Source organism: Amycolatopsis sp. A1MSW2902 (assembly GCF_017312175.1).
Lineage (GTDB): Bacteria > Actinomycetota > Actinomycetes > Mycobacteriales > Pseudonocardiaceae > Amycolatopsis > Amycolatopsis nivea.
The window spans coordinates 7,602,946-7,627,715 of sequence record NZ_QJPO01000001.1 but is presented as its reverse complement, the minus strand read 5'-3'; the positions used below and the strand labels follow the sequence as shown (position 1 = coordinate 7,627,715).

22 protein-coding genes are annotated in these 24,770 nt (G+C 68.8%); 11 read left to right on the top strand and 11 right to left on the bottom strand.

Going from position 1 to position 24,770, the window contains the following annotated elements; translation table 11 throughout:
* Position 1: 1 nt before the first annotated feature.
* The 5 genes from DMP23_RS35535 to purD all read right to left on the bottom strand — a co-directional run bounded on the left by DMP23_RS35535 (position 2) and on the right by purD (position 4,711).
* A complete protein-coding gene (locus DMP23_RS35535) occupies positions 2-760 on the bottom strand; it encodes an ESX secretion-associated protein EspG (protein ID WP_037808765.1) in 759 nt (252 codons plus the stop codon).
* Positions 757-2,370: a hypothetical protein gene (locus DMP23_RS35530; RefSeq protein ID WP_337823654.1), complete on the bottom strand. Its 1,614-nt coding sequence runs from the start codon at positions 2,368-2,370 to the stop codon at positions 757-759. The genes DMP23_RS35535 and DMP23_RS35530 overlap by 4 nt, the downstream gene beginning before the upstream one ends.
* A 9-nt stretch (positions 2,371-2,379) precedes the next feature.
* On the bottom strand, positions 2,380-2,982 hold the full coding sequence (locus DMP23_RS35525; protein ID WP_051172556.1) for a DUF3558 domain-containing protein: 603 nt from the start codon (positions 2,980-2,982) through the stop codon (positions 2,380-2,382).
* A complete protein-coding gene (locus DMP23_RS35520) occupies positions 2,963-3,352 on the bottom strand; it encodes a PE domain-containing protein (RefSeq protein ID WP_037354127.1) in 390 nt (129 codons plus the stop codon). The genes DMP23_RS35525 and DMP23_RS35520 overlap by 20 nt, the downstream gene beginning before the upstream one ends.
* A gap of 99 nt (positions 3,353-3,451) precedes the next feature.
* Positions 3,452-4,711 carry a phosphoribosylamine--glycine ligase gene (gene purD / locus DMP23_RS35515; RefSeq protein WP_037808770.1) on the bottom strand — a complete coding sequence of 420 codons (1,260 nt, stop codon included), beginning with the start codon at positions 4,709-4,711 and terminating at the stop codon, positions 3,452-3,454.
* Between the two features lie 241 nt (positions 4,712-4,952).
* On the opposite strand from purD, the gene DMP23_RS35510 reads away from it, so the two are divergent.
* On the top strand, positions 4,953-6,089 hold the full coding sequence (locus tag DMP23_RS35510; RefSeq protein ID WP_337823653.1) for a glycerophosphodiester phosphodiesterase: 1,137 nt from the start codon (positions 4,953-4,955) through the stop codon (positions 6,087-6,089).
* A gap of 65 nt (positions 6,090-6,154) precedes the next feature.
* Here the strand turns inward: DMP23_RS35510 and DMP23_RS35505 are convergent, their stop codons facing one another.
* The gene (locus DMP23_RS35505) at positions 6,155-6,538 is read right to left on the bottom strand and encodes a hypothetical protein (protein WP_337823652.1); all 384 of its coding nucleotides are present in this window, start codon (positions 6,536-6,538) and stop codon (positions 6,155-6,157) included.
* A gap of 237 nt (positions 6,539-6,775) precedes the next feature.
* Between DMP23_RS35505 and DMP23_RS35500 the strand changes: the two genes are divergently transcribed.
* Together DMP23_RS35500 and DMP23_RS35495 are read left to right on the top strand one after the other, a co-directional pair.
* Positions 6,776-8,311, top strand: coding sequence for an amino acid permease (locus DMP23_RS35500; protein ID WP_037808775.1), 1,536 nt, complete (start codon positions 6,776-6,778; stop codon positions 8,309-8,311).
* Positions 8,312-9,421: 1,110 nt separating this feature from the next.
* Positions 9,422-11,059, top strand: a complete 1,638-nt coding sequence (locus tag DMP23_RS35495) for a Na+/H+ antiporter (protein WP_337823651.1) — start codon at positions 9,422-9,424, stop codon at positions 11,057-11,059.
* On the opposite strand, the gene DMP23_RS35490 is transcribed toward DMP23_RS35495, so the two are convergent.
* Positions 11,040-11,942 carry a TIGR03564 family F420-dependent LLM class oxidoreductase gene (locus tag DMP23_RS35490; RefSeq protein ID WP_337823650.1) on the bottom strand — a complete coding sequence of 301 codons (903 nt, stop codon included), beginning with the start codon at positions 11,940-11,942 and terminating at the stop codon, positions 11,040-11,042. The genes DMP23_RS35495 and DMP23_RS35490 overlap by 20 nt on opposite strands.
* 150 nt (positions 11,943-12,092) lie before the next feature.
* On the opposite strand from DMP23_RS35490, the gene DMP23_RS35485 reads away from it, so the two are divergent.
* A complete protein-coding gene (locus DMP23_RS35485; RefSeq protein ID WP_043834745.1) occupies positions 12,093-12,590 on the top strand; it encodes an OsmC family protein in 498 nt (165 codons plus the stop codon).
* A 52-nt stretch (positions 12,591-12,642) separates the two neighbouring features.
* Here the strand turns inward: DMP23_RS35485 and DMP23_RS35480 are convergent, their stop codons facing one another.
* A complete protein-coding gene (locus DMP23_RS35480; protein WP_037808782.1) occupies positions 12,643-13,929 on the bottom strand; it encodes an adenylosuccinate synthase in 1,287 nt (428 codons plus the stop codon).
* Positions 13,930-14,005: 76 nt separating this feature from the next.
* On the opposite strand from DMP23_RS35480, the gene DMP23_RS35475 reads away from it, so the two are divergent.
* The 3 genes from DMP23_RS35475 to DMP23_RS35465 all read left to right on the top strand — a co-directional run bounded on the left by DMP23_RS35475 (position 14,006) and on the right by DMP23_RS35465 (position 16,417).
* Positions 14,006-14,677 (top strand): hypothetical protein, encoded by a 672-nt coding sequence (locus DMP23_RS35475; RefSeq protein ID WP_240691211.1) that lies wholly within the window; start codon positions 14,006-14,008, stop codon positions 14,675-14,677.
* A gap of 152 nt (positions 14,678-14,829) precedes the next feature.
* Complete coding sequence (locus DMP23_RS35470; protein WP_043834747.1) at positions 14,830-15,468, top strand: HNH endonuclease family protein; 639 nt, start codon at positions 14,830-14,832, stop codon at positions 15,466-15,468.
* A gap of 49 nt (positions 15,469-15,517) precedes the next feature.
* Positions 15,518-16,417 (top strand): glycosyl hydrolase family 18 protein, encoded by a 900-nt coding sequence (locus tag DMP23_RS35465; RefSeq protein WP_337823649.1) that lies wholly within the window; start codon positions 15,518-15,520, stop codon positions 16,415-16,417.
* Here the strand turns inward: DMP23_RS35465 and DMP23_RS35460 are convergent.
* Positions 16,407-18,284 carry an FAD/NAD(P)-binding protein gene (locus DMP23_RS35460; RefSeq protein WP_337823648.1) on the bottom strand — a complete coding sequence of 626 codons (1,878 nt, stop codon included), beginning with the start codon at positions 18,282-18,284 and terminating at the stop codon, positions 16,407-16,409. The two genes, DMP23_RS35465 and DMP23_RS35460, sit on opposite strands and share 11 nt — an antisense overlap.
* Before the next feature lie 317 nt (positions 18,285-18,601).
* Here DMP23_RS35460 and DMP23_RS35455 point away from each other — a divergent pair, with 317 nt between their 5' ends.
* The 3 genes from DMP23_RS35455 (at position 18,602) to DMP23_RS35445 (ending at position 21,948) form a co-directional block, all read left to right on the top strand.
* Positions 18,602-19,861 (top strand): MFS transporter, encoded by a 1,260-nt coding sequence (locus DMP23_RS35455; RefSeq protein WP_037808792.1) that lies wholly within the window; start codon positions 18,602-18,604, stop codon positions 19,859-19,861.
* A gap of 323 nt (positions 19,862-20,184) precedes the next feature.
* On the top strand, positions 20,185-21,369 hold the full coding sequence (locus DMP23_RS35450; RefSeq protein WP_051728675.1) for a GGDEF domain-containing protein: 1,185 nt from the start codon (positions 20,185-20,187) through the stop codon (positions 21,367-21,369).
* Positions 21,370-21,441: 72 nt separating this feature from the next.
* A complete protein-coding gene (locus tag DMP23_RS35445) occupies positions 21,442-21,948 on the top strand; it encodes a GNAT family N-acetyltransferase (RefSeq protein WP_337823647.1) in 507 nt (168 codons plus the stop codon).
* On the opposite strand, the gene DMP23_RS35440 is transcribed toward DMP23_RS35445, so the two are convergent.
* Both DMP23_RS35440 and DMP23_RS35435 read right to left on the bottom strand, forming a co-directional pair.
* On the bottom strand, positions 21,929-22,822 hold the full coding sequence (locus DMP23_RS35440; protein WP_167753954.1) for a helix-turn-helix domain-containing protein: 894 nt from the start codon (positions 22,820-22,822) through the stop codon (positions 21,929-21,931). The two genes, DMP23_RS35445 and DMP23_RS35440, sit on opposite strands and share 20 nt — an antisense overlap.
* A gap of 123 nt (positions 22,823-22,945) precedes the next feature.
* Positions 22,946-23,356: a DUF3151 domain-containing protein gene (locus DMP23_RS35435; protein WP_337823646.1), complete on the bottom strand. Its 411-nt coding sequence runs from the start codon at positions 23,354-23,356 to the stop codon at positions 22,946-22,948.
* A 234-nt stretch (positions 23,357-23,590) separates the two neighbouring features.
* Between DMP23_RS35435 and DMP23_RS35430 the strand changes: the two genes are divergently transcribed.
* Positions 23,591-24,760, top strand: a complete 1,170-nt coding sequence (locus DMP23_RS35430) for a hypothetical protein (protein ID WP_337823645.1) — start codon at positions 23,591-23,593, stop codon at positions 24,758-24,760.
* Positions 24,761-24,770: the final 10 nt, after the last annotated feature.

Sequence of the window (24,770 nt, the reverse complement as noted above, 5' to 3'; positions counted from 1 at the left end):
CTCAAATCGCGGCTTGCAACTCCCGCACCCGCTCCGCCAGCACCGCGTTGTCCGCCGGGCTCACCGTCGCCCAGGTGTGCCCGTCCGAATCGTCGGTGAGCTGGAACAGATACCGCCCGGAATCGGTGTCGTAGAACGCCGCCACGTGCGGCGAGCGGCGCACCGTGCCGTCCCGCAGGACCCGTTCCGCGCAGAACTGGCCGCGGGCCGCCTGTCCCATCAGCATGCCCGCCAGTTCCTGCGCTTCCCACAACGCCACGCCCCGGTCTTCCAAGGCCGTGACCAGCGCTTTCGGATCACCCGCGGCAGCCGCGTCGGCGGCGACGAGCGTGCTGTGCGGTACCGAGACCGACTGGCCGACGCCCGGGTCGAGCGATCCGGCCACCGTCACCGCGGCGTCGGCCAGCGCGCTGGCGTCGGCGGGGATCAGCCACACCTCGTCCCGGTCGACCACCGCGAGCACGGCTTGGCTGCCCCGGCTCACCGCGCGGCCGCGGATCTCGCGGTCCGCCCACACCCAGACGTCCAGAGCTTCCCGCGGACGCGCCAGCAAATGCAGTTGGTCGAGCACCGTCCCGGAAGGACGGCGGCCGCGCGCCAGCCGTCGCTGCGCGAGCGAATCCCAGACGGACTCGATCAGTTCGGCCCGTTCGGTGTGCGTGCGCCCGGGCGACGGAACCGCGAGCGCGGCCGGACGCCCGCCCAGGTCCAGCGATTCCCACAGCACATCGAATTCGAGGGCGGTCAGTACCAGGTTCACGGCCGGCGCACGTCTCCCGTGCCGTCGCCGAGGACGTCGCGCGTCACCATCCGGCCGTCGGCGAACAGGTCCTTGTCGTCGACGCCGAAGCGGCGCACGTGCTCGTCGTCGCTTTCCTGCGGCGCGGCTTCGGAGAGGTACTTGGCGTCGCCGCCGCCCGATTTCGGCGCGATCTGCTCGGCTTTCCGCAGTGCGACGGCTTCTTCCTCGGGAAGCTCGTCCACCGGCAACGGCCGGACCGGGCCCTTCGGCTGACCGTCCTGCGCACGGCCTTGCCGTTCGCGGTCGCCGGAAAGCGCGCCACCGGCCACTCCCGCGCCCAAAGCAGCGGCGCCTGCTCCGATTTCGCCAGCAGACGCGCCTCCCGCACGCGGGGCCGGGGCGTTGCCGGGGGTTTCGGCGACGGGCGGCACCGGTGCCTGCGGGACGCTGCCGACCAGACGGCCTCGTTGCAGCGCTTGGTTTTCCTGCCCGCCAGCGGGATAGCTGCCGCCCGCGGCACCGCCGAGGTTTCCGCCCTGACCGCCGACCGCCGAACGACCGGATCCGCTTGTGCCGCCAAGACTTTCGGAACTGCCCACGGTTCCGCGGCTAACCGGACCGCTCTCGGATCCGCTGCTCGTCCCACGCGGACCAGCCGGCAGGAATGTGCCGGACTGCCCGGGCCCGCCCGGAACCCGTGTCGCGCCTGAACCACCCGAAGTGCTTGGCGCGCTGGGGATTCCCGGCCCGTTGGTCGAACCGACCGAGCGCGGCGGATTGCCGTGCGGTGCCGGTCCCGTCTCCCAGCCCGCAGGAGGCGGCGAGGACGGCGGCACGTAGCTGGCCGCGACCACCGGCGCGACCGGCCGAGGAGCCGGCGCCTGCGAAGCCGTGCCGTACGCGGGCGTCGGCGGATCCACGACCGGCGGGGCCGGGGGCGGCGGGGGAACGTACTGCGATTTCACCGACGCCGCGGCGGGCTGCACCTGCCCGTCCGGCGTCACCTCGACCGCCGCGGCCGCGCGGTCGACCGGGCTCGGACCGCTGCCAGGCTGGACCATCGCGAGCGACTGCGGCTGGCTCAACGGTTCGGTGGACAGCAGGTTTTCGCCGCTCTGCTGGGCGTAGGCGTTCAACGCCTCGACCGCCTGGCCGCGCGCGTTGTCCGCCGCCTGCACCTGAGCCGCGTGATCGGTCTCGAACCCGAGGAAGCTCGCCACCGAATCGACGAGCGTGAGGCTCTCCGCGCCTTTGCGCACCGCGGCCGGGTCGGGCAGCTTGTACTTGGTGCGGTTGAACGCTTCCCCTTGCGCGAAAAGCATTTCCGCGGTGTGCGTGACCTTCTGCATCGCGTCCTGCGAGAAACCAGCCTGATCCGACAGCACCTGCCCGGCCTGTCCGCCCGCCTGGCTCTGCCATTCGACGCCGAGCTTCGCCAGCTGGTCGCGCAGCGTGTGATCGGTGCTCGCGAGCGCGGTCGCGATTTCCCGCAGCGCCTCGACCGCGGTGGCGATGCTGGCGATGCCGTCGCCGGTGCCGAACTTCTCGATCTCGTCGGCGATGGCGGTGTCGGTCCACCCGTCGAAACGGTGGTCGCGGATCCTGCCCGCGAGTTCGGAGATCTCCACGCGCCCTCCCTAGGTCCGGTTCTTCAGGCCCTGCACGGCCAGGCCGGCGGCCTGGGTGGCGATGTCGCACAACTGCGGCTGGCTGAACGCGCCCGCGGTGACCGCGAACTCCTGTGCCGCCATGGTCTGTCCCGCGGCGACGCCGACGAGCACCTCGCAGTCAGCGGGGGTGCCCGCCGCGCGGTAGTTCGTGATCGCCGGATAGCCCTCGACGCTGGTCGCCGCGGTGGTCATGCTGTTCTTGCGCCGCGATCCGGTGAGCCACTCCTGCACGTCCGCGTTGACGATCCGCAGGTGCAGCGCGTGGAACGGCTCGGTCTTGTCCGAATCGAACACGCAGGTGGGCCCGTCCTTCGGGTCGGCGGCCTTGCGCGGCACGCTCGTGACCTTCAGCAGGTCGAGCTGCGCCTGGCCCAGCAGGTCGCACGGATCGGTACCGGCGATCGGCAAGTCCGACGGCCTCGGCGGCAGTGCGGCCGCCTTCGTCTGCTGCGCCAGAGAACTCATCGCGGGTTGTACGGGGTACGCGGTGCCTTGCTCGCCTGACGAGCAGCCCGCGACCCCGAGCACCGCGACGACGGCGAGGAGCGGCTTAGTGGATGCCGTGCGCACCGCGGTCCCCGAACGCCGCAGCCTTGTCCGCGTCGCTGGCCTCGTACGTCTTCGCTGCTTCGCGCAGCTGTCCGACAAGCTTGTGCAGGTTGGCGACGTACGCGCGCACCTGCGCGGCGTACGACTGATCACCTTCGGCCACCACGGTGTTCCACGCAGCCATCGCGTTGACGCTCACCGTGTCCGACGAAGGAGTGTCGACGCGCAACTCGCCCAGCCGCGTGAGGAGCTTGTCTTCGAGCGCGCTGACCTGCTCGTCGACCACTCGCGCGACCTCGAGCAGCTTCGCCGGCTCGACCACGATGTCCGCCACGCCCGGCGCTGCCGGAACCGACGAAGCCAGGTCGGTGAGCGGTGTGCTTCCCGGCATGCGCTAACCCCTCCCGTGATACGGACAGTGACCGTACGGACCCGTTTCGAGGCTACCAACCGGCGCGTGAACCCGAGGCGAACTTCGTGGAGAAGCTGCTTAGACGGGAGCGCTTACTTCCCCGTTGGCCGCGCGCAGTGCGATATCGGTGCGATGGTGCGAGCCGGCGAGGTGTACGCGCTCGACAGTCTCGTACGCGTGCTTACGCGCCGCCTTAAGCGTCTTACCAGTGCCGACGACGGACAGCACGCGTCCGCCAGCCGAGATCACCGCACCGTCGTCGCGACGCCGCGTACCCGCGTGAAGCACGCCTTCGATCTCTCCGCCGGTGATGACGTCACCAGTGCGCGGCTTGCCCGGGTACCCGTCGGCAGCGATCACGACGGTGACCGCGGCCCCGCCCGACCACTCCAGCGGCGGCAGCTCAGCCAGCTTCCCGGTGGCCGTCGCGTTCAGCACGGTCGCCAGCGACGTACGCAGCAGCGCGAGCACAACCTGCGTCTCGGGGTCGCCGAAGCGGCAGTTGAACTCGATCACCTGCGGGCCTTCCGAGGTGAGCGCGAGACCGGCGTAGAGCAGGCCGGAGAAGGGGCTGCCCCGGTCGGCGAGCTCGTCCACCACCGGCTGCACGACCCGCGCGACGACGTCGTCCACCAGGTCGGCAGGCGCCCACGGCAGCGGCGCGTACGCACCCATGCCGCCGGTGTTCGGGCCGGTGTCGCCGTCGCCGACGCGCTTGAAGTCCTGCGCGGGCAGCATCGGCACCACGGTGCGGCCGTCGACGAAGCAGAACAGCGAGGCCTCCGGGCCGTCCAAAAAGGACTCCAGGAGGACCGGGTGCCCGCCGTCGAGCAGCATCAGCGCGTGCTTGCGCGCGACCTCGACGTCCTGGGTCACGACCACGCCCTTGCCAGCGGCGAGACCGTCGTCCTTCACGACCCAGGTGGGCCCGAAGCGCTGAAGCGCGGCGTCGAGGCGCGCGGGAGTGTCGACGACCTCACTGCGGGCTGTCGGCACCTTCGCGGCCGCCATGACGTCCTTCGCGAACGCCTTCGACCCCTCGATGCGCGCAGCCGCGGCAGACGGTCCGAAACAGGCGATGCCAGCGTCGCGCACCGCGTCGGCGACGCCCGCGACGAGCGGCACCTCCGGCCCGATCACGACGAGATCGGCCTTCCATTCCTTGGCCAGGGCAGCGACGGCCTCCGGCTCGGCGAGCTCGACCCCGAGCTGCTCCGCGACCGCAGTCGTGCCGGCATTGCCGGGGGCGCAAGCGAGCGCCGTGACCGCGGGGTCGCCTGCCACCGCGAGGACGAGTGCATGCTCCCGGGCGCCGGAGCCGATTACCAGTACGCGCACGCCGGACAGCGTAACGGTGCGTGTCGCGCCGCGGCAGCGCGCCGTCCGCGACCCTGGCCCGGACCAGGTGCGCGACTGGTCCGGCGCCGGTCGCCCGGTGTCCGGATTCGCCCGCCATCCACCGTTTACCCGGTTGTCAACCGCCCGTCCGGCTGGCGCCGCGCGCCCGACGCTTGCGGCGGTGAGGGTGACGCGGTAGTCGTGGCGAGCTGCGGATCGCCCGGTAGAGAAAGGTCCCCCCATGAAGCGCAAACGCCTCGGCGTGCTCGCCCTGTCCGGTCTGGCCCTGCTCGGCGTCGCGGGTCTCGCGATCGGCCCGGCCTCCGCGAGCGAGGAAACGGCCGCGGGTGCGGCCGCGCACGGTCCCCGGCACGATGGCCCGGTGATCGTCGGACACCGGGGCGCGCCCGGCTACCGCCCGGAGCACACGCTCGCGTCGTACGAACTCGCCTACCGGATGGGCGTGGACTACGTCGACGTCGACCTGGTGCCGACCAAGGACGGCCAGCTCGTCGCCCGGCACGAGCCGGAGATCGGCGGCACCACCGACGTCGCGGCCCACCCGGAGTTCGCGTCGCGCAAGACCACGAAGTTCATCGACGGAACAAAGATGACCGGCTGGTTCACCGAGGACTTCACCCTCGCCGAGCTGAAGACGCTCTACGCGAAGGAGCGGATCCCGCAGAACCGGCCGAACAACCAGCTTTACGACGGCCGCTACCGGATCGCCACCTACCAGGAGGTGCTCGACCTGACCCGGCGGCTCGGCCACGAGCTGCACCGGACGCTGGGCACCTACCCGGAGGTCAAGCACTCGACGTACTTCAGCTCGATCGGCAACCCGACCGAACCGAAGCTCGTGTCGATCCTCAACCGCAACGGCCTGAACCGGCCGAACGCGCCGGTGATCATCCAGTCGTTCGAGGTGTCGAACCTCCAGGAACTGCACAAGCAGGTGCGGGTGCCGCTGCTGCAGCTGACCGAAGCGAAGGGCGCTCCCGCCGACTTCGTCGCGAAGGGCGACAAGCGCACGTACGCCGACCTGATCACGCCCGCCGGCCTGCGCGAGATCGCGAAGTACGCGAAGTACCTCGGCCCAGAGAAGGGCCAGATCATCCCGCGCGACGCGCAGGACAACCTCGGCAAGCCGACCACGCTGATCGCCGACGCGCACCGCGCCGGTCTTGAGGTGCAGCCCTACACCTTCCGCAACGAAAACCCGTTCCTTCCGGCGAACCTGCGTTCCTCGGCGAGCCCGAGCGCGTTCGGCAACGTGTTCGCGGAGGAAGCGGCGTTCCTGAAGGCCGGGGTCGACGGATTCTTCGCCGACCAGCCGGATACCGCGCTGGAATCGGTGCGGGACTTCGCCGGTCGCTGAGTTTTTCTTCGTTTCTCCCAGCCCGCCGGGGACATTCGTGTCTCCGGCGGGCTTTTTCGCGCCGCTCAATCATCGCGACGGTGGAGTGCGCGGCGAAGTTCGCGAGCGATGGTTCGCTGCAACCGCCGCAGGATCACGATCATCTCCTCGTCCGAGAAGCCGGTGGTTATCGACCAGTCCATGCCGGAGCCGAACACGTCGCTGGCGAAGGCGATTTCGGTAGCCACCACTATCCGCCGCCAGTCCCCAGCGCTGAGCGGATCGCCAGCGATGAGTGCTGTCCGCAGACGGCGCCCGTCCTCGTGCACATCAGCCACGCTCTGGAAGCCCATCGCCACTGCGAGCGCCTCAGTGCAATGCGCTGGCCCGCCCCACTCAGCCAGTCCGCAACGCAGCACTTCGCGTTCTTCGTCGGCCAGCTCGATCGCGACCAGCTCTTCGGCGTTCACTCGCTGATCATGGCCTGCGCACTCAGTCACCCCAGAGACGACCGGTTCGAGTGATGCACCCTCGAACAATTGTTCGAGATACTGGTCCCATGTTGATCACTCAGACCCGAGCCGCCCTGCGCCGTTCGGAGGAGCTTCCGCCCAGCGACCAGCGAAACCTTGACACCCGCGAACGGAGAGGGCTAACTTCTGCGCACTCTCAATGGTCTGTCCGCATACCTTTCAGGTGGGTGCCCGATGGATGTCTCCGACCAGCAGACCGGACAACCCGACGAAGACAGCGCTCGCCTGCACGCGCTCGGCTACGCGCAGGAACTCAAACGCACGATGTCGGCGTTCTCGAACTTCGCCGTGTCGTTCACGATCATCTCGATCCTGTCCGGCTGCCTCACGCTGTACGGCTTCGGCATGAAAACCGGCGGCCCGGCGGCGATGATCTGGGGCTGGCCGCTGGTCGGACTGTTCGTGGTGCTGGTAGGGCTTGGCATGGCGGAGGTGTGCTCGAGCTACCCGACCGCGGGCGGACTGTATTACTGGGCCGCGAAACTGGCGACCCGCAACGGCCCGGCGTGGTCGTGGTTCACCGGCTGGTTCAACCTGATCGGGCAGATCGCGGTCACCGCGGGCATCGACTTCGGAGCCGCGCTCTTCCTCAACGCGTTCCTCGATCTGCAGTGGGGCTTCAGCGCGACGCCGGGCCACACGATTCTGTTGCTGGCCATCATTCTTGTCGTGCACGGGGTGCTGAACACCTTCGGCGTGCGAGTGGTGGCGGTGCTGAACAGCGTCAGCGTGTGGTGGCATCTCGTTGGCGTGCTGGTGATCGTGGGCGTACTCGTGTTCGTGCCGGCGAAGCATCAGGAAGCGTCGTTCGTCTTCGGCAGCTTCGTGAACCAAACCGGCTGGGGTTCCGCGCCGTACGTATTCTTGCTCGGTTTGCTGCTGGCGCAGTACACCTTGACCGGCTACGACGCCTCGGCACACATGACGGAGGAAACCAAGAACGCCGCGAAAGCGGGCCCGCGCGGAATCATCAACTCGATCCTCGTGTCACTGGTCGCGGGCTGGATCCTGCTGATCGGCCTGACGTTCGCGATCCAGGACTACGACGGAGCCGTCAACTCGGCAACCGGCGTCCCGCCAGCCCAGATCTTCATCGACGCGACCGGCGCGGTGACCGGCAAATTCCTGCTCCTGATCTGCATCGGCGCCCAACTGTTCTGTGGCATGGCCTCCGTGACCGCGAACTCCCGCATGATCTACGCCTTCGCCCGCGACGGCGCGATCCCGGGCTCGAAGATCTGGCACAACATCAACAAACGAACCCAAACCCCGACCAACGCAGTATGGCTAGCAGCGGGCGGTGCACTGGTACTAGCGCTGCCGTACCTGTGGAGCGCGACGGCTTACGCAGCAGTCACCTCGATCGCGACGGTGGGCCTGTACGTCGCCTACGTGATCCCGGTCTTCCTCCGCGTCCGCCGCGGCGACAGCTTCGAGAAGGGCCCATGGAACCTGGGCCGCTGGGGCAAACCCATCGGCATCGTCGCGACGGTGTGGGTCGTGGTGATCTTCGTGCTCTTCATGCTGCCGCAAGCAAGCCCGATCACGGTCGACACGTTCAACTACACGCCGATCGCCTTCCTGGTAGTCCTGGGCGGAGCAGCCCTGTGGTGGGTGTTGTCGGCACGGAAGTGGTTCACCGGCCCGAAGGTGCAAGGTTCGGCGGAGGAATTGGCTGCGGTGGAAAAGGAACTGAAGGAACTCGGCTAATCCGGAGGGCTCTCGCGACGGACGACCGCTCTCCGCCCGATGCCGTCCCGTCCGACGCGGCTCGCTTCGGCGGCGCTCCGTTCGGCAGGACTCCCTTCGGCGACACTCCCTCCGGCAGGGCTCTGTTCGGCGGTGCCCTGTTCGGCAGGGCTCCGTTCGGCGGCGCGCCCTTCGGCAGCGCTCCGTTCGGCGGGGCACCCTTCGGCAGCACTCCCTTCGACGATGCTCTGTTCGGCAGGGCTCCCTTCGGCGACGCTCCCATCGGCACGACTCCCTTCGGAGGCGCTCCCATCGGCAGGGTTCCGTTCGGCGATGCTCTGTTCGGCGGTGCTCCACGTTCGTCCGGCACCGCCCCGCTCGACAACACTCCGAGGTCGGCTGCGCGGTCGTCCGATGCCGCGCCACCCGGCAGCGCTTGGTCCTGCATCTCGCCATTCAGCGGCGGTGCGTTCGGCGGCGGTGCGTTCGCCAATGCTCCACCGTCGTCCGGCACCACTCCACCCGGCGGAGTTGGTCCCGCATCGCTTCACCGCCGAACACCTGACCGGAGTCCGCGAGCAGACCCAGCCGTTCGCCGAACCATCGCGCACCGACCACGAGCCCGTCCCGCGGTGAGGTGAACCGACCGCAACCACGTCGCAGCGTCCGTCTGCCCGGCTTCCTCAGCGCCGCATGTCCGCCATTCACGCGGTGCCGTCAGGCGACCTCGCCCGTCGCTGCCCCGACCTCCGAACCGTCTACCGACCGCCGACCCCGGCCACCTGCCTCCGCGGCAACGCCAGGCAGCAAGTCCGAGCCCACGACCCTTCCGGAGGCATCCCGCACCCCAACCATCGCCGCCCCCAACCACCGCGGCCACCCGCTGACTGACCCGTGGGCGCTGCCCTCCAAGTAGCAAGCCCGGCACCCGCCACCGATCCACGCCCACCGACCACCGCCGAACCCGGCACCGTCGCCCGGAAAGCGCCATGCCCATCCCACTCACCAACGTTCCACGCGGCCCACCAAACAAGCCGCCCCCAACCAACCCATCCGCCGCACCCCGAAGGGAGTCCGACACGAACCCACACCATCCGCGCCTCGCCTGATCCATGAGTCAAGATGCGAAGCATGGAGACCTTGACGCTGGTCGGCGTGCTCGCCGGGTCGCTGGGGCTGACCGCGGTCGCTCGGCGGTTCAACCTGTCCGCGCCGCTGCTCATCGTGGTGGTCGGGCTGGGGATCGCGTTGATTCCCGGCGTTCCGCGGGTCGAGCTGGAGCCAGAGCTGATCCTGACCGTCGTGTTGCCGCCGTTGCTGTACTCGACGTCGCTGGAGAGTTCGATCTCCCACTTTCGTGCGAACTTGCGGCCGATCATCACGCTCGGCGTGCTGCTCGTGGTGGCCACCGCGTTCGTGATCGCGTTCGTCGTGCACCTGCTGCTGCCTGATTTGCCGTGGGCGTCGGCGCTGGTGCTCGGGGCGGTCGTGTCTCCGCCGGATGCCGTGACCGCCGTCGCGATCGGGCGGCGGCTCGGGTTGCCGCGCGGGGTGATGACGGTGCTCACCGGCGAGAGTCTCGTCAACGACGCGGCCGCGCTCACGCTGTACAAGGTCGCGCTCGCGGCGGTGGTCGGGACCGCAGGGTCGCTCGGGCACGGGTTCGCGGTTTTCGCCGTCGCGACGGTGGTCGGCATTCTGGTCGGGCTGGTCGCGGGCGGGGTCGTCGAGGTGATCCGCACGAGGCTGGACGATCCGCTGCTCGAATCGGCGTTCGGGATCGTGGTGCCGTTCGCGGCGTATGTCACCGCGGAACACCTGCATCCGTTCGGGGCCGAGTTCAGCGGGTCCGGGGTGCTGGCGGTCGTCACGGCCGGGTTGTTCCTCGGGCGTCGGTCGTTGCGGGCGTCGCCGGCGACGCGGGTGCAGGACCGGTCTGTCTGGGCGTCGATCGACGTCATGCTCGAGGCGCTGGTGTTCGCCTTGATGGCGCTGCAACTGCCGTTCGTGCTTGACGGGGCGCAGCATGCTGCGCGGGACAACGGGACGCTCGCGTTGTCGGCGATCGTCGTGTTGCTCGCCACGATGTTCGTGCGGATTCCGGCTGTCTTCCTGTCCAGCTATCTGCCGCGGTCGCTGCAACTGCTCAGACGCACTCGGCACGATCCGCCCGCTTGGCGGTCGCTCGCGGTGATTTCCTGGACCGGCATGCGTGGCGTCGTCACCATCGCCGCCGCGTCTGGGGTGCCTGCGGATACGCCTGGTCGTGCGGAGATTCAGCTGTTCGCGTTCGCCGTCGCGGTCGGGACTGTGCTGATCCAGGGGCTCACGCTGCCTCCGTTGATCCGGCTGCTCAAAGTCCAGGATCCGGACGAGGACGCGCGCGACCAGGCCGAGGAGCTGGCCGCGCGCAAGGTTGCGCAGAAAGCCGCGCACGAGCGGTTGCGCGAGCTTGCTCGCGACCAACTGTCTACTTTGGACATGGAGCCGGAGAAGATGAAGCGGCTCGAGCAACGGCTGGAACGCGTGGTGGACACCCGTTATCGGTTCGCGCAGGCCGCGATCACGCTGTCCGGGGAGGAGCGTCGTGACAGTCCGCAGGCGCAGTTCGCCAAGGCGCGGCGGGAACTCCTCATCACCCAGCGGGCGGCGATGATCGAGGAGAACCGCGCCGGACGCCTTGACGACGACGTTCTGCAGAAGGTCCTGCGCGAACTCGATCTGGAGGAAATGTCCGTAACGACAACCCTTACGAACCGGATGAGTTGAGCTCGCCCGTCAGCCGCCAAGTGCGCAGCCGGTCTTCGTCGGTGTGCAGGGCGGTCTGGGTGAGCAGCACGTCGGTCGCGCCGGCGTCGAAGTAGCGCTGCACGCCGGCGGCGACGGTCTCCTCGTCGCCGATCAGCACCAATTCCGCCGCGTTTTCGACGCCGCCCTCCTTCAGGATGCGCTGGTACGACGGGATCGAGCCGTAGAACCCGAGTTGCTGTGCCGCGATTTCGCGCACCGCGTCGACGTCGCTGGTCACCACGGCCGGGACAGCCGCGATCACCCGCTTGCCCGGGCCGATCCCGGGCACGATCAGGTTCGCGATAGCCCGCGGGCTGGCCAGGTACGGCAGCGTGCCGTCGGCCAGTTCCCCGGTGACGCGCAACGCCTGCGGGCCCATCGCGGCGACGAGCACCGACACCGGGGTGGCTGACGCCGGCTCCGGCAGGTGCGCCTCCACCGTCGAGCCGGTGAAGTCGACCTGTTCTCCGGCGAACAACGCCCGCAAGACAGTCAGGTACTCGCGCAGGTGCCGCACCGGCGGCGGATACGGCGTGCCGTAGACGGGTTCGAGGAAGTTCTTCGCGCCAAGGCCGATGCCTAGCGTGAACCGCCCGCCGGACGCCTCGCTCGCGGTGCGTGCGGCGGCCGCCAAGACCAGCGGGTGCCGCGGATAGATCGGCACGACGGAGGTGCCGATCTCGACTCGCGACGTCACCTGGCCCGCCAGCGCGGCCACCGCCAGCGCGTCGGGACCCCAGGGCAATTGGGCGAACCAGATCGACGCCGCGCCTGCCTCCTCCGCCTCCCGCGCCTGGTCCAGCACTTCGGTCACGGTGATGTCTTCCCGCGGAAGGGCGGGCAAAGTCAGTCCGACGCTCATGCCTTCAAATTATTCAGGCGCACCACCGGTTTCTCACCAGCCGGAACAACCGCGCGGCTTTGTGCCAGCCGGATTCTCAGCCGACGAGAGCCCCTGTCCGTCGACCTGGCCGACCCGCACCCTGGACGCCCGACGACTCCAGGAGGACCGATGTCACTGACCGACGTCATCGACGGCACCCGCCAGGCCGTGCAGACGGACCGGCACAACGCGGCGGTGTCGTTCAGCGTCGACCACGCGCTGGCCGCGAACACCGCGACCGTGGTGGACGTCCGGGTGCGCGACCACGCGTTCACCGTGGACGAACCGCCCGCGCTCGGCGGCACCGACCAGGCGGCGAACCCGGTCGAGTACGCGCTGGCCGCGCTCGGGTCCTGCCAGGTGATCACGTACCAGTTCTGGGCCGCGCGCCTCGGCATTCCGCTCGACGCGGTGCGCGTCAAAGTGGACGGCGACCTGGACCTGCACGGCTTCTTCGGCTTCGACGAATCGACCCGCCCCGGCTTCAGCGACGTACGGGTGTCCGTGGAACTCGACGGCCCGGCCGCGCCCGAAGCCTACGAACGACTCCGTCGCGCGGTGGACGAGCACTGCCCGGTGCTCGACCTGTTCCGCAATCAAACCCCAGTCACCACAACGGTTCGCTAAGCACAACGGCCAGGCCGGTACGAAACCAGCCTGGCCGCTCCAACCGAAAAGATCAGGCGAACTCGTGCCGCACGATCGTCTGCTCCCGCCCGGGGCCGACGCCGATCGCCGAGACCCGCGCGCCCGACAGTTCCTCGATCCGCTCGACGTAAGCCCGCGCGTTGGCGGGCAACTCGTCGTACGTGCGGCAGTTCGAGATGTCCTCGAACCAGCCCGGCAGCTCTTCGTAGATCGGGACCGCGTGGTGCACGTCGGTCTGGGTCATCGGCATGTCCGAGGTGCGGAAGCCGTCCACCTCGTAGCCGACGCACACCGGGACCTTCTCCAGGCCGGACAGCACGTCCAGCTTGGTCAGGAAGTAGTCGGTGATCCCGTTGACCCGCACCGCGTAGCGGGCGATCACCGCGTCGAACCAGCCGGTGCGCCGGGAGCGGCCGGTGGTGACGCCGAACTCGCCGCCCTGCTTGCGCAGGTACTCGCCGGACTCGTCGTCCAGTTCGGTCGGGAACGGGCCGGAGCCGACGCGCGTCGTGTACGCCTTCAGGATGCCCAGCACGGTCGTGATGCGGCCCGGGCCGATGCCCGAGCCCGCGCTCGCGCCGCCGGACGTCGGGTTCGACGACGTGACGAACGGGTACGTGCCGTGGTCCACGTCGAGCAGCGTGCCCTGCGAGCCCTCCAGCAGCACCGTCTCGCCGCGCTCCAGGGCCTGGTTCAGCTGCAGCCGCGTGTCGGCGATGCGGTGCGCGAACTTCTCGCCCGCCGCGAGGACCTCGTCGGCGACCTGGTCGGCGTCGAGCGCCTTGCGGTTGTAGACCTTGACCAGCACCTGGTTCTTGAACTCCAGTGCCGCCTCGACCTTCTGGCGGAAGATCTTCTCGTCGAGCAGGTCCTGCACGCGGACGCCGACACGGGCGATCTTGTCCTGGTAGCACGGGCCGATGCCGCGGCCGGTGGTGCCGATCTTGCGGCTGCCGAGGTAGCGCTCGGTGACTTTGTCGATCGCCACGTGGTACGGCATGATCAAGTGCGCGTCGGCCGAGATCAGCAGCTTGCTGGTGTCGACGTCGCGCTCCTCGAGACCCGCCAGCTCGTCCAGCAGGACGCCGGGGTCGATGACCACGCCGTTGCCGATGACGTTCGTCACGCCCGGCGTCAGGATCCCCGACGGGATGAGGTGCAGCGCGAAGTTCTCGCCGTTCGGCAGCACGACCGTGTGGCCCGCGTTGTTGCCGCCCTGGTAGCGGACGACCCACTGGACGCGGTCGCCGAGCAGGTCGGTGGCCTTGCCCTTGCCCTCGTCCCCCCACTGGGCACCGATCAGCACGATGGCCGGCATGTGACACTCCAGGTGTTCGGCAATAGGAATAGTGACCCCGGACGGGGACACGGGTGGCGCTGGTAAATGCCGGTGCATGACTTTAACGGAGGACGCCGGAGTGCGCGGAATAGTGGTGGCCTGCGGCGCCGCGGCGGATCTCCCCGCGCGGCTCGGCGACGTCCCGCTGGTGCACGCCGGGCACCGTCCCGGCAAGGCGGAAATCGACCCCTTGCTGGGGGAACACGACCGGCTCGTCGTGCTGGGCTCCGACGCCGACCTCGCCGCCGTGGTGGTGCGTCTCATGCGCCGCGAAGTCCTCCCGGGCGTGTCCGTCGGTTTCGTGGCCACGGAGTCCGGCTCTCGCGTCGCCGCGCACTGGCGGCTGCCCGCGGACCCGGACGAGGCGTTCGCGCTCGCCTGGAAGGGTGAGGACGCCGAAACCTCCCTCGTGCGCGACGACACCGGCGGCGTGCTCCTCGGGCACGCGACCTTGCGCGATGTCAAGGGCCAGGCGTATTGCGACGAACAGGTGGCTTTCGACGGTTCGGTTTCCGGCATCGAGGTCGCACCGGACGACTCAGGGGTGACCGCCCGAATCACCCGCGGCAAGCTCGTCAAACGGTCCTCGACGTTCCGCGGCCGCGCCTTCCAGCTCGGCTGCCTGCCGACGTCTTCGCTGGTCATCGACGGTGTACCGCAGGAGCGGGAGGTCACCCGGCGGACCTGGTACCGGCACACAGTCGATCTTCGGGCAGTCCGCGGCTGACCCGCCCGCGCCGGACAGGGTTCAAGCGAACTGGGACGCTCGGTGACTTTCCGTTTACAGAAGGTCGGTTAGCCGTCACCTGACGGTGTTGCGCACGCCACTTTCGTGGTCAAAGGTGAATCAGTCCCGCATCTGACCAGGAAGGCAGCAATATGCCGACCACACGTACAGTTCGCAACTCCTTGACCGTCCTGGCCGGCGTCGCGCTGCTCGGCTCGGTCACGGTCGGCGTCGCCGACGCCACCCCGCCGGGCATCCCGTCGGCGGACACCGCGAAGAGCCAGCTCGCCGGTCTCACGGTGAAACCGGACGGCTCGCAGGACGGCTACAGCCGCGACAAGTTCCCGCACTGGATCGACCAGGGCAACAGCTGCAACACGCGCGAGATGGTGCTCAAGCGCGACGGCACGAACGTCCAGGTCGGCTCCGACTGCTACCCGACGTCCGGGAAATGGACCTCGCCGTACGACGGGGCGACCTGGAGCTCTCCGTCCGATGTGGACATCGACCACGTGGTGCCGCTCGCCGACGCGTGGCGCACCGGCGCCTCGTCCTGGACCCAGGATCAGCGCCAGGCCTACGCCAACGACCTGTCCGACCCGCAGCTGATCGCGGTGACCGACAACGTGAACCAGGAAAAGGGCGACAAGTCGCCGGACCAGTGGAAGCCGCCGTCCACCGGCTACTGGTGCACCTACGCCAAGATGTGGGTGACGGTCAAGTACAAGTTCAAGCTCACCGTGAATTCGGCGGAGAAGTCTGCGCTGACGGACATGCTGGGCCGCTGCTGACTCGATCGGCCCTACCGCGGGCACCGCTGCCGTCCTATGGTCCGAACCTATGCGGAAGATCACGGCGGCGGTGCTGGCGGTGTTCCTGGTGCTCTGCGGAGCAGCCCCGGCGACGGCGGCGACCGGACGCAGAGTCGTTGTGTACTACCAAACAACGCACCAAAACGGGTCGTACATCTCCCCGCTGGGGCTCACCGACCACGACGCTGGCGTCACTGACGTGATCGTCGGAGCCGTGCACCTCAACGACGGCGGAACCATGACGCTCAACGACGACCCGCCGTCGGACGCCAAGTTCACGCAGATGTGGGCTGATCTCGCCACGATGCAAAGCAAAGGCGTGCACGCACTCGCCTTCGTCGGCGGCGCGGCTAAGGGCAGCTTCCAGCGTCTGGAGCAGGACTTCGACACCTACTATCCGTTGCTGCGTAACCTGATCCGCGACCATTCGCTGTCCGGCATCGATCTCGACGTCGAAGAACAGATGTCGAACGACGCGCTGAACCGGGTGATCGACGCGCTGCGGGGCGACTTCGGCCCGGACTTCCTGATCACCCTCGCGCCGGTCGCGACCGAACTCAGCGGCGGAGGTGGTCTTTCCGGTCTCGACTACGATCGGCTCTATCGCGAGCGCGGCGACCAGATCTCCTGGTTCAACGCCCAGTTCTACTGCGGTTGGGGCTCGCTGGCGGACACCTCGGGCTACGACCAGATCATCAGTCACGGCGTCGTCCCGGCGAGCAAGGTGGTCGCCGGAACGGTCACGAATCCCGCCAACTGCAACGGTTACGTCGACATGCCGACGCTGAAGAACACCGTCGGAAGCCTCGTCCAGAAGTACTCGGACTTCGGCGGCATCGACGGCTGGGAGTACTTCAATTCGCTGCCCGGCGACACGGCCGCACCTTGGGAATGGGCGCAGCAGATCGCGCCGACGGTCAAGGGTTAGCCAGCCGTAGGATTTCCCGTGCCAGCGCGTCGTTCTGCCGGAACGAGATCGCGTTCGTGCGCGGCCGAGTGAAGGCTCCCGCCGAACGGACGCTCGTGTGCGGACCCACCGCGAACCGCCGCGGATGCACCCCTCCGTCCACAGTGACCAGTCGGAAGTCGCTGAGCGTCGTGGCGATCCGCCCGGAAGGCAACGTCTCACCGTCGACATCCGGCACGGTTTCCTCGACCAGCGCACCGGTGTCCCGAAGGTTGCGCAACAGCGGATCGGACACTCGCGGCACGCTCGCGTCCGGCAGGCGCGCCTCGATCAACGTGCGTGCGGTGACAGTGTCCGGATGGCTGACGCTCGACGCGACGAACGTCCCGGTCGTCTCGTCGGCGGCGATCGAGATGTCCGCACCGAGGAACGACACGACGCCAGCGTCTTCGAGGGCGAGCAGTTCTTCGAGTCGACGCGGCGGCGGACCGCTTGCGTAGTAAGAGAAGAAGCCGTGGAACCAGCCGTCCATATCGGACACTTGAGACGCGGCGGTCAACCGTCCGGTCGCGAGCAGCGTGGGCAATTGACTGACGACTGACAGCAGGGCCAGGAACGCGCCGAGGTCCGCACTGTGGTGCACGTCGGCCCGGCGCGCGAGGTCGGACTCGATGTATTTCCGCACCGCTTTCCCGAATTCCTCGCCGGAATCGAACCGGCGGCCCGCGAACGGGCGGTCCAGCCGCTCCAGGTCGAGCCGATCTTCCAGCGCGGGCACCGCGTCCGCGATCAGCGCGTCCATTTCGGACGACAACCACGGCAGGTCGGCGAATTTGTCCGCGAACACCGCGAAATCCGTACGCACGCGATCCGGATGTCCGGTGAACAGCTCGGTGTAATACGCCCAGGCGAGTTCCTTTGCGATGAGCGGCCACACGTCCGCGCGGAAGTCGAGCGGACCGGTCAACCCGTCGATGGCTCGCTTGTCGAAGAATCTGGGCAGCTGCAACGGTTTCCCGCGCAACCGGTAGCCGGTCTTCGCGTGATACGGCACCCCGCGCCGGGAACCGACGTGCAACACCGGCTCGGCACCGCTCGGGTGGTAGCGCAGGCCGCCGCACGGCAGTTCCTCGAATCGGCCGCCGCGCCCCTCCGTGAGCAACAGCATCAGGTCCACGAACGCGAGGCCAAAACCGCGTACTAGCACCGGTTCTCCGGCAGGCACCGCGGAGTAGTCGACGTCCGCGGTGTAGCCAGCGGGGTAGTAGGACAGTTCGTGCTGCTCGGCGAATGCCTCCAGCTCGCGTTCGCGAGAGTCGGGCACCGCGTCGAGGTGGCCGACAGTCAGCACCACAGCGTCGGCGGACACGGTCCTGCCGTCGGAAAGCCGCACGGTCTCGTCGTCGTCAATGCTCTCCGCCGTGGCGAGATGCTCGACCACCGTGATGCCGGGCGGCAATTCGGCCACCACCTTGCGGTAGAACCACTCCAGGTACCGGCTCTGCAGCCGCCGGGTCGGGAAATCCGTGGAGGCGAGGGATTCGAACTCGGCGCGGACGTCGTCCGGCACCGGGTAGTCGAGGGTCCCCGCGCGCACCTGCCGCACCCACTCGATCAGCGACGGGCCCGGCCGCACCGGACCGTCGATCCGGACGGAGTCGTCGGTGAACACGGTGACGTCCTCGGGCATCGAGTTCATCCGCAGCAGCGGCGACTGCTCGTACCGCCACACCCGGCCGGGGCCGGGCGGGAACGGGTCGATGAGGTGGACTTCGATCCGCCGGTCGCCGAGCAGGCCGGAGGCGCTCGCGGACAGCCGTTCGAGGACGCCGACCCCGCGAGGTCCGGCGCCCACGATGGCGAGCGTGAACGTCGGGAGAGCCGTCACTCGGGCGAAGCTACGCGGCTGGGCGCCTCCGCGGCGGCCGTTCCACACTGCGGACGGACCACCCGAAAGGATGTGTCACAAACCACAAAGATCGAAGCGTCCCCGGCGGAGAGTGCGGAGCGCTATCGTCTGGACACGTGGCGAACTGACCGTGACCTGTCGGATACCGGCGAAAGAACCTAGAGAATCACCAACAGTCACGAGACACTGAGCTTGACAACTCACTTCGTGTGACCGGCCCGTGACCAGGAGGATCTAGGGTCACCCGTTGGTCACTAGTGCGGCACAGTCCGCACACAGCAGCGGGGAGAACACGCATGACGACAGCACCACACCGGGTCACGTTCCGCGAGGTGTTCGGAGTCGCCGAGTTCCGCGCGATGTGGTTCGGCGAACTGCTGTCGATCGCCGGTGACCAGCTGGCCAGGGTCGCGTTGTCCGTCCTCGTCTACGCCAACACCGGTTCGGCGACGCTGACCGGCCTCACCTACGCGCTGACGTTCTTCCCGTCGCTGCTGGGCGGCATCTTCCTCACCGGATTCGCCGACCGCTTCCCGCGCCGGGCGGTCATGGTCACCGTCGACCTCACGCGCGCGGTGCTGATTCTGTGCGTAGCCATTCCCGGACTGCCGTTCTGGGCACTATGCGTGCTCGTCGGCTGTGTTTCGCTGCTGAATCCGCCGTTCAAGGCGTCTCAGCTGGCGTTGCTCCCGCAGGTGCTCGAAGGCGACCGGTTCGTGGTCGGCATGGGCATCCGGAGCATGACCGTCCAATCCGCGCAGCTGCTCGGTTTCGCCGGCGGCGGCGCGCTGCTGCTCGCGATGGACGCCCGCCTCGCCCTGGTGCTCGACGCGGGCACCTTCGTGCTCTCCGCGCTCTTCCTCCGCTTCGGACTGAAGGCCCGCCCGGCCGCGGCCAGCGGCGAAAAGCGCAAGCCGTTCTTCTCCTCGCTGAGCGCGGGCGGCCGCGTCGCCTTCGCGACCACGGCGTTGCGTTCCTTGATGGTCTTCACCTGGCTCGCCGGGCTGATGCCGGTGTACGAGGGCATCGCCGCGCCGTACGTCGCTTCGTCGGGCGGCGGGTCCGAGATGATCGGTTTCCTGCTTGCCGCCGACCCGGTGGGCAGCGTGATCTTCACGTTCATCTACACGCGCTGGGTGCCCGCGGCGATCCGGCCGAAGCTGATCGGCCCGATGACCGCGCTCGCCGCGATCCCACTGCTGCTCTGCTTCCTGCAGCCGGGTCCGATCGTGTCGGTGGTCCTGTTCGTGATCTCCGGCGGCTTCGGCACGATCGCGCTGCTGCAGGCGACGGCGTCGCTGACGGTCGCGGTCCCGGACGAGAGCCGGGCGCAGACGATGGGGCTGTCGAACACCGGATTGACCACGACGATGGGCGTGACTCCGCTGATCGGCGGGGTCATCGCGGACCACGTGAGCGCCCAGACGACGGTCGGGATCTTCGGATTAGCCGGCCTGCTGATCACGATTCCGCTCGCCATCGCGTGGCAGCGCACCTTTTCCAGGCAGGCCGAAGACGGGTCAGCGAAGGAAGCCACACGCGCCGAACATGCCTGAATACCCCGACATGCCCCGCGCGTGAGGCTCTGACCTGCGCGACCTTGCGGTGCTGCTACGCGGTCACTGTTCCTTGCTGCGCATCGCTGGTCACCCTTCATCCGGCGTGTTCGGGAAAAATGTACACACCTAAGGCCCTTGTGGACAGGCGGCAAACGGTCTGAAACTGTGAGTAAGGCGAGTGTCACTGGAGATCCGCGCAAGACCCGGGGGGAAGAATGGTCACATTGGGGGAATTTTCTGGTCTGGGGCTGCGCGATGCGGTTTCCCGGTGGTCGCTCTGGTCCCGGCCGCGGCAGTGGGTCGCGGTCACGCTGACGAGCATGGCCGTCACGGTGGTGCTCACCGTGGTCAGCGCGCTGGTGTTCCCGGTCAGCCTGAGTCAGATCGGCATCCTCGGCATGCTCGCCGGACTCGCGATCGCGCAGACCGAGGTCACGCGCCAGATCGAGCGGCAGCGCCGGATGCTGAGCCAGGGCCCGCACATCACGGTGACCTCGGTGTGGCTGCTTCCGGCGGCGCTGCTGGTGCCGCCGCAGCTGGTGGCCGCGCTGGGCGTGATCATCTACGTCTACCTGGCGTTCCGCAGCTGGAACGGCACGCGCCCCGGTGAGGCGCACCGCGTCGCGGCCAACGCGACCACGATGATCCTGTCCGGCTTCGGCGCCGCGCTGGCCGGACACCTCGCGGACGGCCACAGCGTCACCACCGTGGTGGCGGGCGCGCTCGGATACTTCCTGGTCAACACCGCGCTGACCGGCCTTGGCCTGTTCCTGACCGACCCGGCGAAGGCGACAGCCGAATCGTGCCTCGGCACGATGGACGACAACCTGCTGGAATTGGCGACCCTGTGCGTCGGCGGGCTGCTCGTGATGGTGCTGAGCCACGAACCGCTGCTGTCGGTGCTGGTGATCCTGCCGCTGTACGTGCTGCAGCGCTCGATGCTGATCAAGCGGCTCGAGGAGCTCGCGACCACGGACCAGAAGACCCAGCTGCTCAATGCCACCACCTGGCAGGACGGCGCGCAGCGCGAGATTTCCCGTGCCGAGCGCGAGAACGGCAGCTTCGGCGCGCTGATGATCGACCTCGACCACTTCAAGCGGATCAACGACACGTTCGGCCACCTCGCGGGCGATGACGTGCTCAAAGCCGTTGCCGCCGTGGTGAAACAGGAGACGAGGGCACACGACCTCGTCGGCCGGTTCGGCGGCGAGGAGTTCGTGGCGCTGCTGCCGTCGACGTCGAAGGAAGACGCGATCGTGACGGCGGAACGGATCCGGCAGCGGATCAGCGAACTGGTGATCCCGACGCAGACGAACGAAGGCGAGTCGGTCTCGATCGAGAACCGGACCGCGTCGATCGGGGTAGCCGCGTTCCCGCTGGACGGGACGAGCATCGAGGAAGTGATGGCCGCGGCGGACGCGGCGGTGTATGCGGCGAAGAACAGCGGCCGCAACCGGGTCGTCGGCTCGGTAACCCCGACTCGGGAACTCGCGGCAGTCGCCTGACGACCTCGGACCCGGCCGGCACCCTCCCCCGGCCGGCCGGGTCCATCCTTCGTCAGCTCCGGAATTTCCGACATGGAATCTGTGCCGCTCACCGAGATCCGCCCGGCCCGCGACGACGAACTCGCCACCGTCGCCGCGTTGCGCTGGCGGTGGGTCGTCGACCAGAGCGGTCCGCTGCCGCGGGATCAGGACGATTTCGTCCGCGAGTTCGCCGCCTGGGCCCGTGCGCACGCCGAAACGCATCGCTGTCTGGTCGCGGTGCGGGACGAGCACGTGCTCGGCATGGCGTTCCTCGCGCTGACCCCCAGAGTGCCGACACCCCAAGACTTTTCGCGGATCTGCGGCGACGTGCAATGCGTCTACGTCGTGCCGGAAGCACGCGACAGCGGCGTCGGCGGGCTGCTGATCGAGGCGACGCTGCGGCTGGCCGCGGAATTCGGGCTGGAGCGGGTGACCGTGCATTCCTCGGATCGCGCGATCGCGGCCTACCTGCGGCACGGGTTTTCGGTGTCGAAGAACCTGCTGCAAGCCGAACTGCGGATCGCCGTCGACGTTCCGGCTAACCGAGCATATTCCTAGGCCCCTCCGCCTTTTGCCGCTGCGCGATCTCCCTGAACTCCTGCGCGGTGCGCTGCACGAACGCCGCCGACGCGCGGGAGTCCAGGGAGATTTCGCGGACCCGGTCCGCGACCTCGCAGTACGTCTCGGTCCCCTCGTCGAGGAGGAAGGCACCCGCGTGCTGGTGCTCGAAGTAGACGATCGGGTCGCCGACCTCCACGTGGTACACGCAAAACCGGCCGGCCAGACCCGGATGCCCGCCGATGCCCGCGGGCACGACGCGGACCGACAGCTTCGCCGACGTCGCCATGAGATCGGCGAGAAAACGCAGCTGCCGGGCCATCGTCGCGGGTCCGCCGACCGGATTGCGCAATGCTGCCTCGCCCAGCAACACCTCACACCGGATCGCGCCGGGACCGACCACGAGCGGACGGCGCATCATCCGGATCTCCGCCTGGCGTTCCGCGTCCTGCACCGGCAGTCCGTCGGCGAGGAACAGCGCCCGCGCGTAATCCGGGATCTGCAGCAGTCCCGGCACGAGCATCGGCTGCCATTCGACGACCGACGTCGCGGCGCGTTCGCAGGCGAGCAGCCCGCCGAGGTGGTCCGGGTCGGACTGCTTGCCGCGGGCGACCCAGCCCGGTTCGGCGGTGCCGCGCGCCAGTTGCAGGATCCGTTGTTTCTCCGCACCCACGACGCCGAGCGCGCCAAGGATGCCCGCGACGTCCTCGAGCGCGGGAACCCGTTGTCCCAGCTCCCAGTTCGACACCAACGCGGGGTTGGTGCCGACTCGCCGGGCGAGTTCGCGCAGTCCGAAACGGGCGTCGATCCGGGCCTCGCGCAGCGCGGTGCCGAGGGTGCGGATCCGGGGGGTGAGCATGGCCGTGCCTCGCATGGCCGTCTTTGTAGGTGTCACCAAATGCGAACACCTCTAGCTGTCACCCGAAGGTGGGCAGCCGGCCCGGTCGCGCCCGGGTTTTCGCCGGGGCGCGACCGGCGCGGGGTCACTTCAGGCCGGTCACTTCAGGCCGGTCGCCTCGGCCGCGGCCGGGTCGGAGTCGGCGAGGAAGGTCTTGCAGCGCTCGTACTCCTCGGACTCGCCGATCCGGCCCGCGGCGGTGCCGAGCACCGCGAGCGCGCGCAGGAAACCCTGGTTCGGCCGGTGCGCCCACGGCACCGGGCCGAAGCCCTTCCAGCCGGCGCGGCGAAGCTGGTCGAGGCCGCGGTGGTAGCCGGTGCGGGCGTAGGCGTAGGCGGAGACGGTCTCGCCGTCGGCGAGCGCGCGTTCGGCGAGCGTGGCCCAGGCCTCGCTGTAGTCGGGGTGCTCGGCGGCCACGGAGGACGGGTCCGTCCCGGAGTCGAGCGCGGCCTGCGCTTCGGTGTGCTCGGGCAGCAGCGTGGGCTCGGGGCCCAGCAGGTTGTGCGTCATGCCGCCATTGTGCCCACGATGCTCCCGGCTCAGAGGAACAGGCTGGTCAGCACGCCTCCGCCGGCCAGAACGAGTGCTGCGATCAGCACGGCGGCGACAGCTCGTTTCGGCATCATGGGCCGACACCCTGCCGTGCCGGGCGGCGCGAGGGCAAATCCGCCACCCGTAGGGGTGAACCCCGGTTTTTGCCCCTTCTCCCGCCGCGTCCCCTTGCGGCAGGGAATGATGGCGCCTATGACGAAGGCGGTTGAAGACGTCGCCGGCCCCGCGGTCCCGCGCGGACCAGTGGGCAAGACCAGGCTTTTCTTCGCGACGCACTGGCACCGCGGCGCACCCGGGGCACCGACGCCGGCGTGGGTGCTGCGGTTCTGTTACGGCATGTGGCTGACCGCGTTCGCGTTCAAGCTCGTCGGGTCGTCGTGGGACATGTCGTGGCACTTCAAGTGGCTGCGCGACGACCTCGCCCCGCCGCACCTGATCAACACCGTCGGCACGGTGATCATCGTCGTGCTGGTGGCGATCCACAGCTACACCGGTCTCGGCTGCGACCGGCGCTCGCTGCGGCTCATGCAGGCCGGGCTGATCGTGTTCCTGGTCGCCGCGCCGCTCGACGTGATCAACCACCGCGTGAACGGCCTCGACCTGACCGCGTGGAGCCCGTCGCACATGATGCTGTACCTCGGCACCGGCATCATGCAGGCAGGCGTGCTGCTCGGCTGGCTCCGGCTGTCCCCGCCGGGCCGCTTCCGCACCGGGGTGCTGCTCGCGCTGTGGGCGTTCTTCCTGGAGAACACCTTCTTCCCGAACGGGCAGCAGGAGTACGGCATCCTCGGCCTGCGCGCCTGGGAACGCGGCACGCCCGAGGCGGAGCCGACGCTGCTTTCCTTCGCCGCCAACCAGATCGGCCATCCGGTCGACCGGGCCGCGGTGGTGCACTTCACGATGCCGATCCCGGAGTGGGTGTACCCGCTGTGGGGCATCGGGGTTTCGGCGCTGATCCTGGTGCTCGCTCGCCAGACTGTCGGAAAGCGCTGGGCCGGGCTGACCGTGGCCGGCGCGTACGTCGCGTACCGGTGCGTGATGTGGCCGCTGCTTCTGGCACTGGGTTTCCCGGTGTCGACGGTGCCGTTCTATCTGCTGGCCGTCGGGCTCGCGGTGGACCTGGCCTTCCTCCTGCCGCGACCCGCGGTGGCGGGGGCGGTTTTGGTGACTGCGCTCGGGTATGGCGCGTTTTGGGTGCAGTCGCAGATGCGGCCTTGGCTGCTCGGGGAGCAGCAGACGGAGTCCGCGCCGCCGGTGGCGTATTGGACGGCGCTGGTCGCTGTGGTGGCCGTGTTCGCGTTGTGGGCTGGGGCCGGTCCGGCGAAGGAGTGGTGGGCTTCGCGGCGCGCGGTCGCGGCGTAACGCGGGGGCT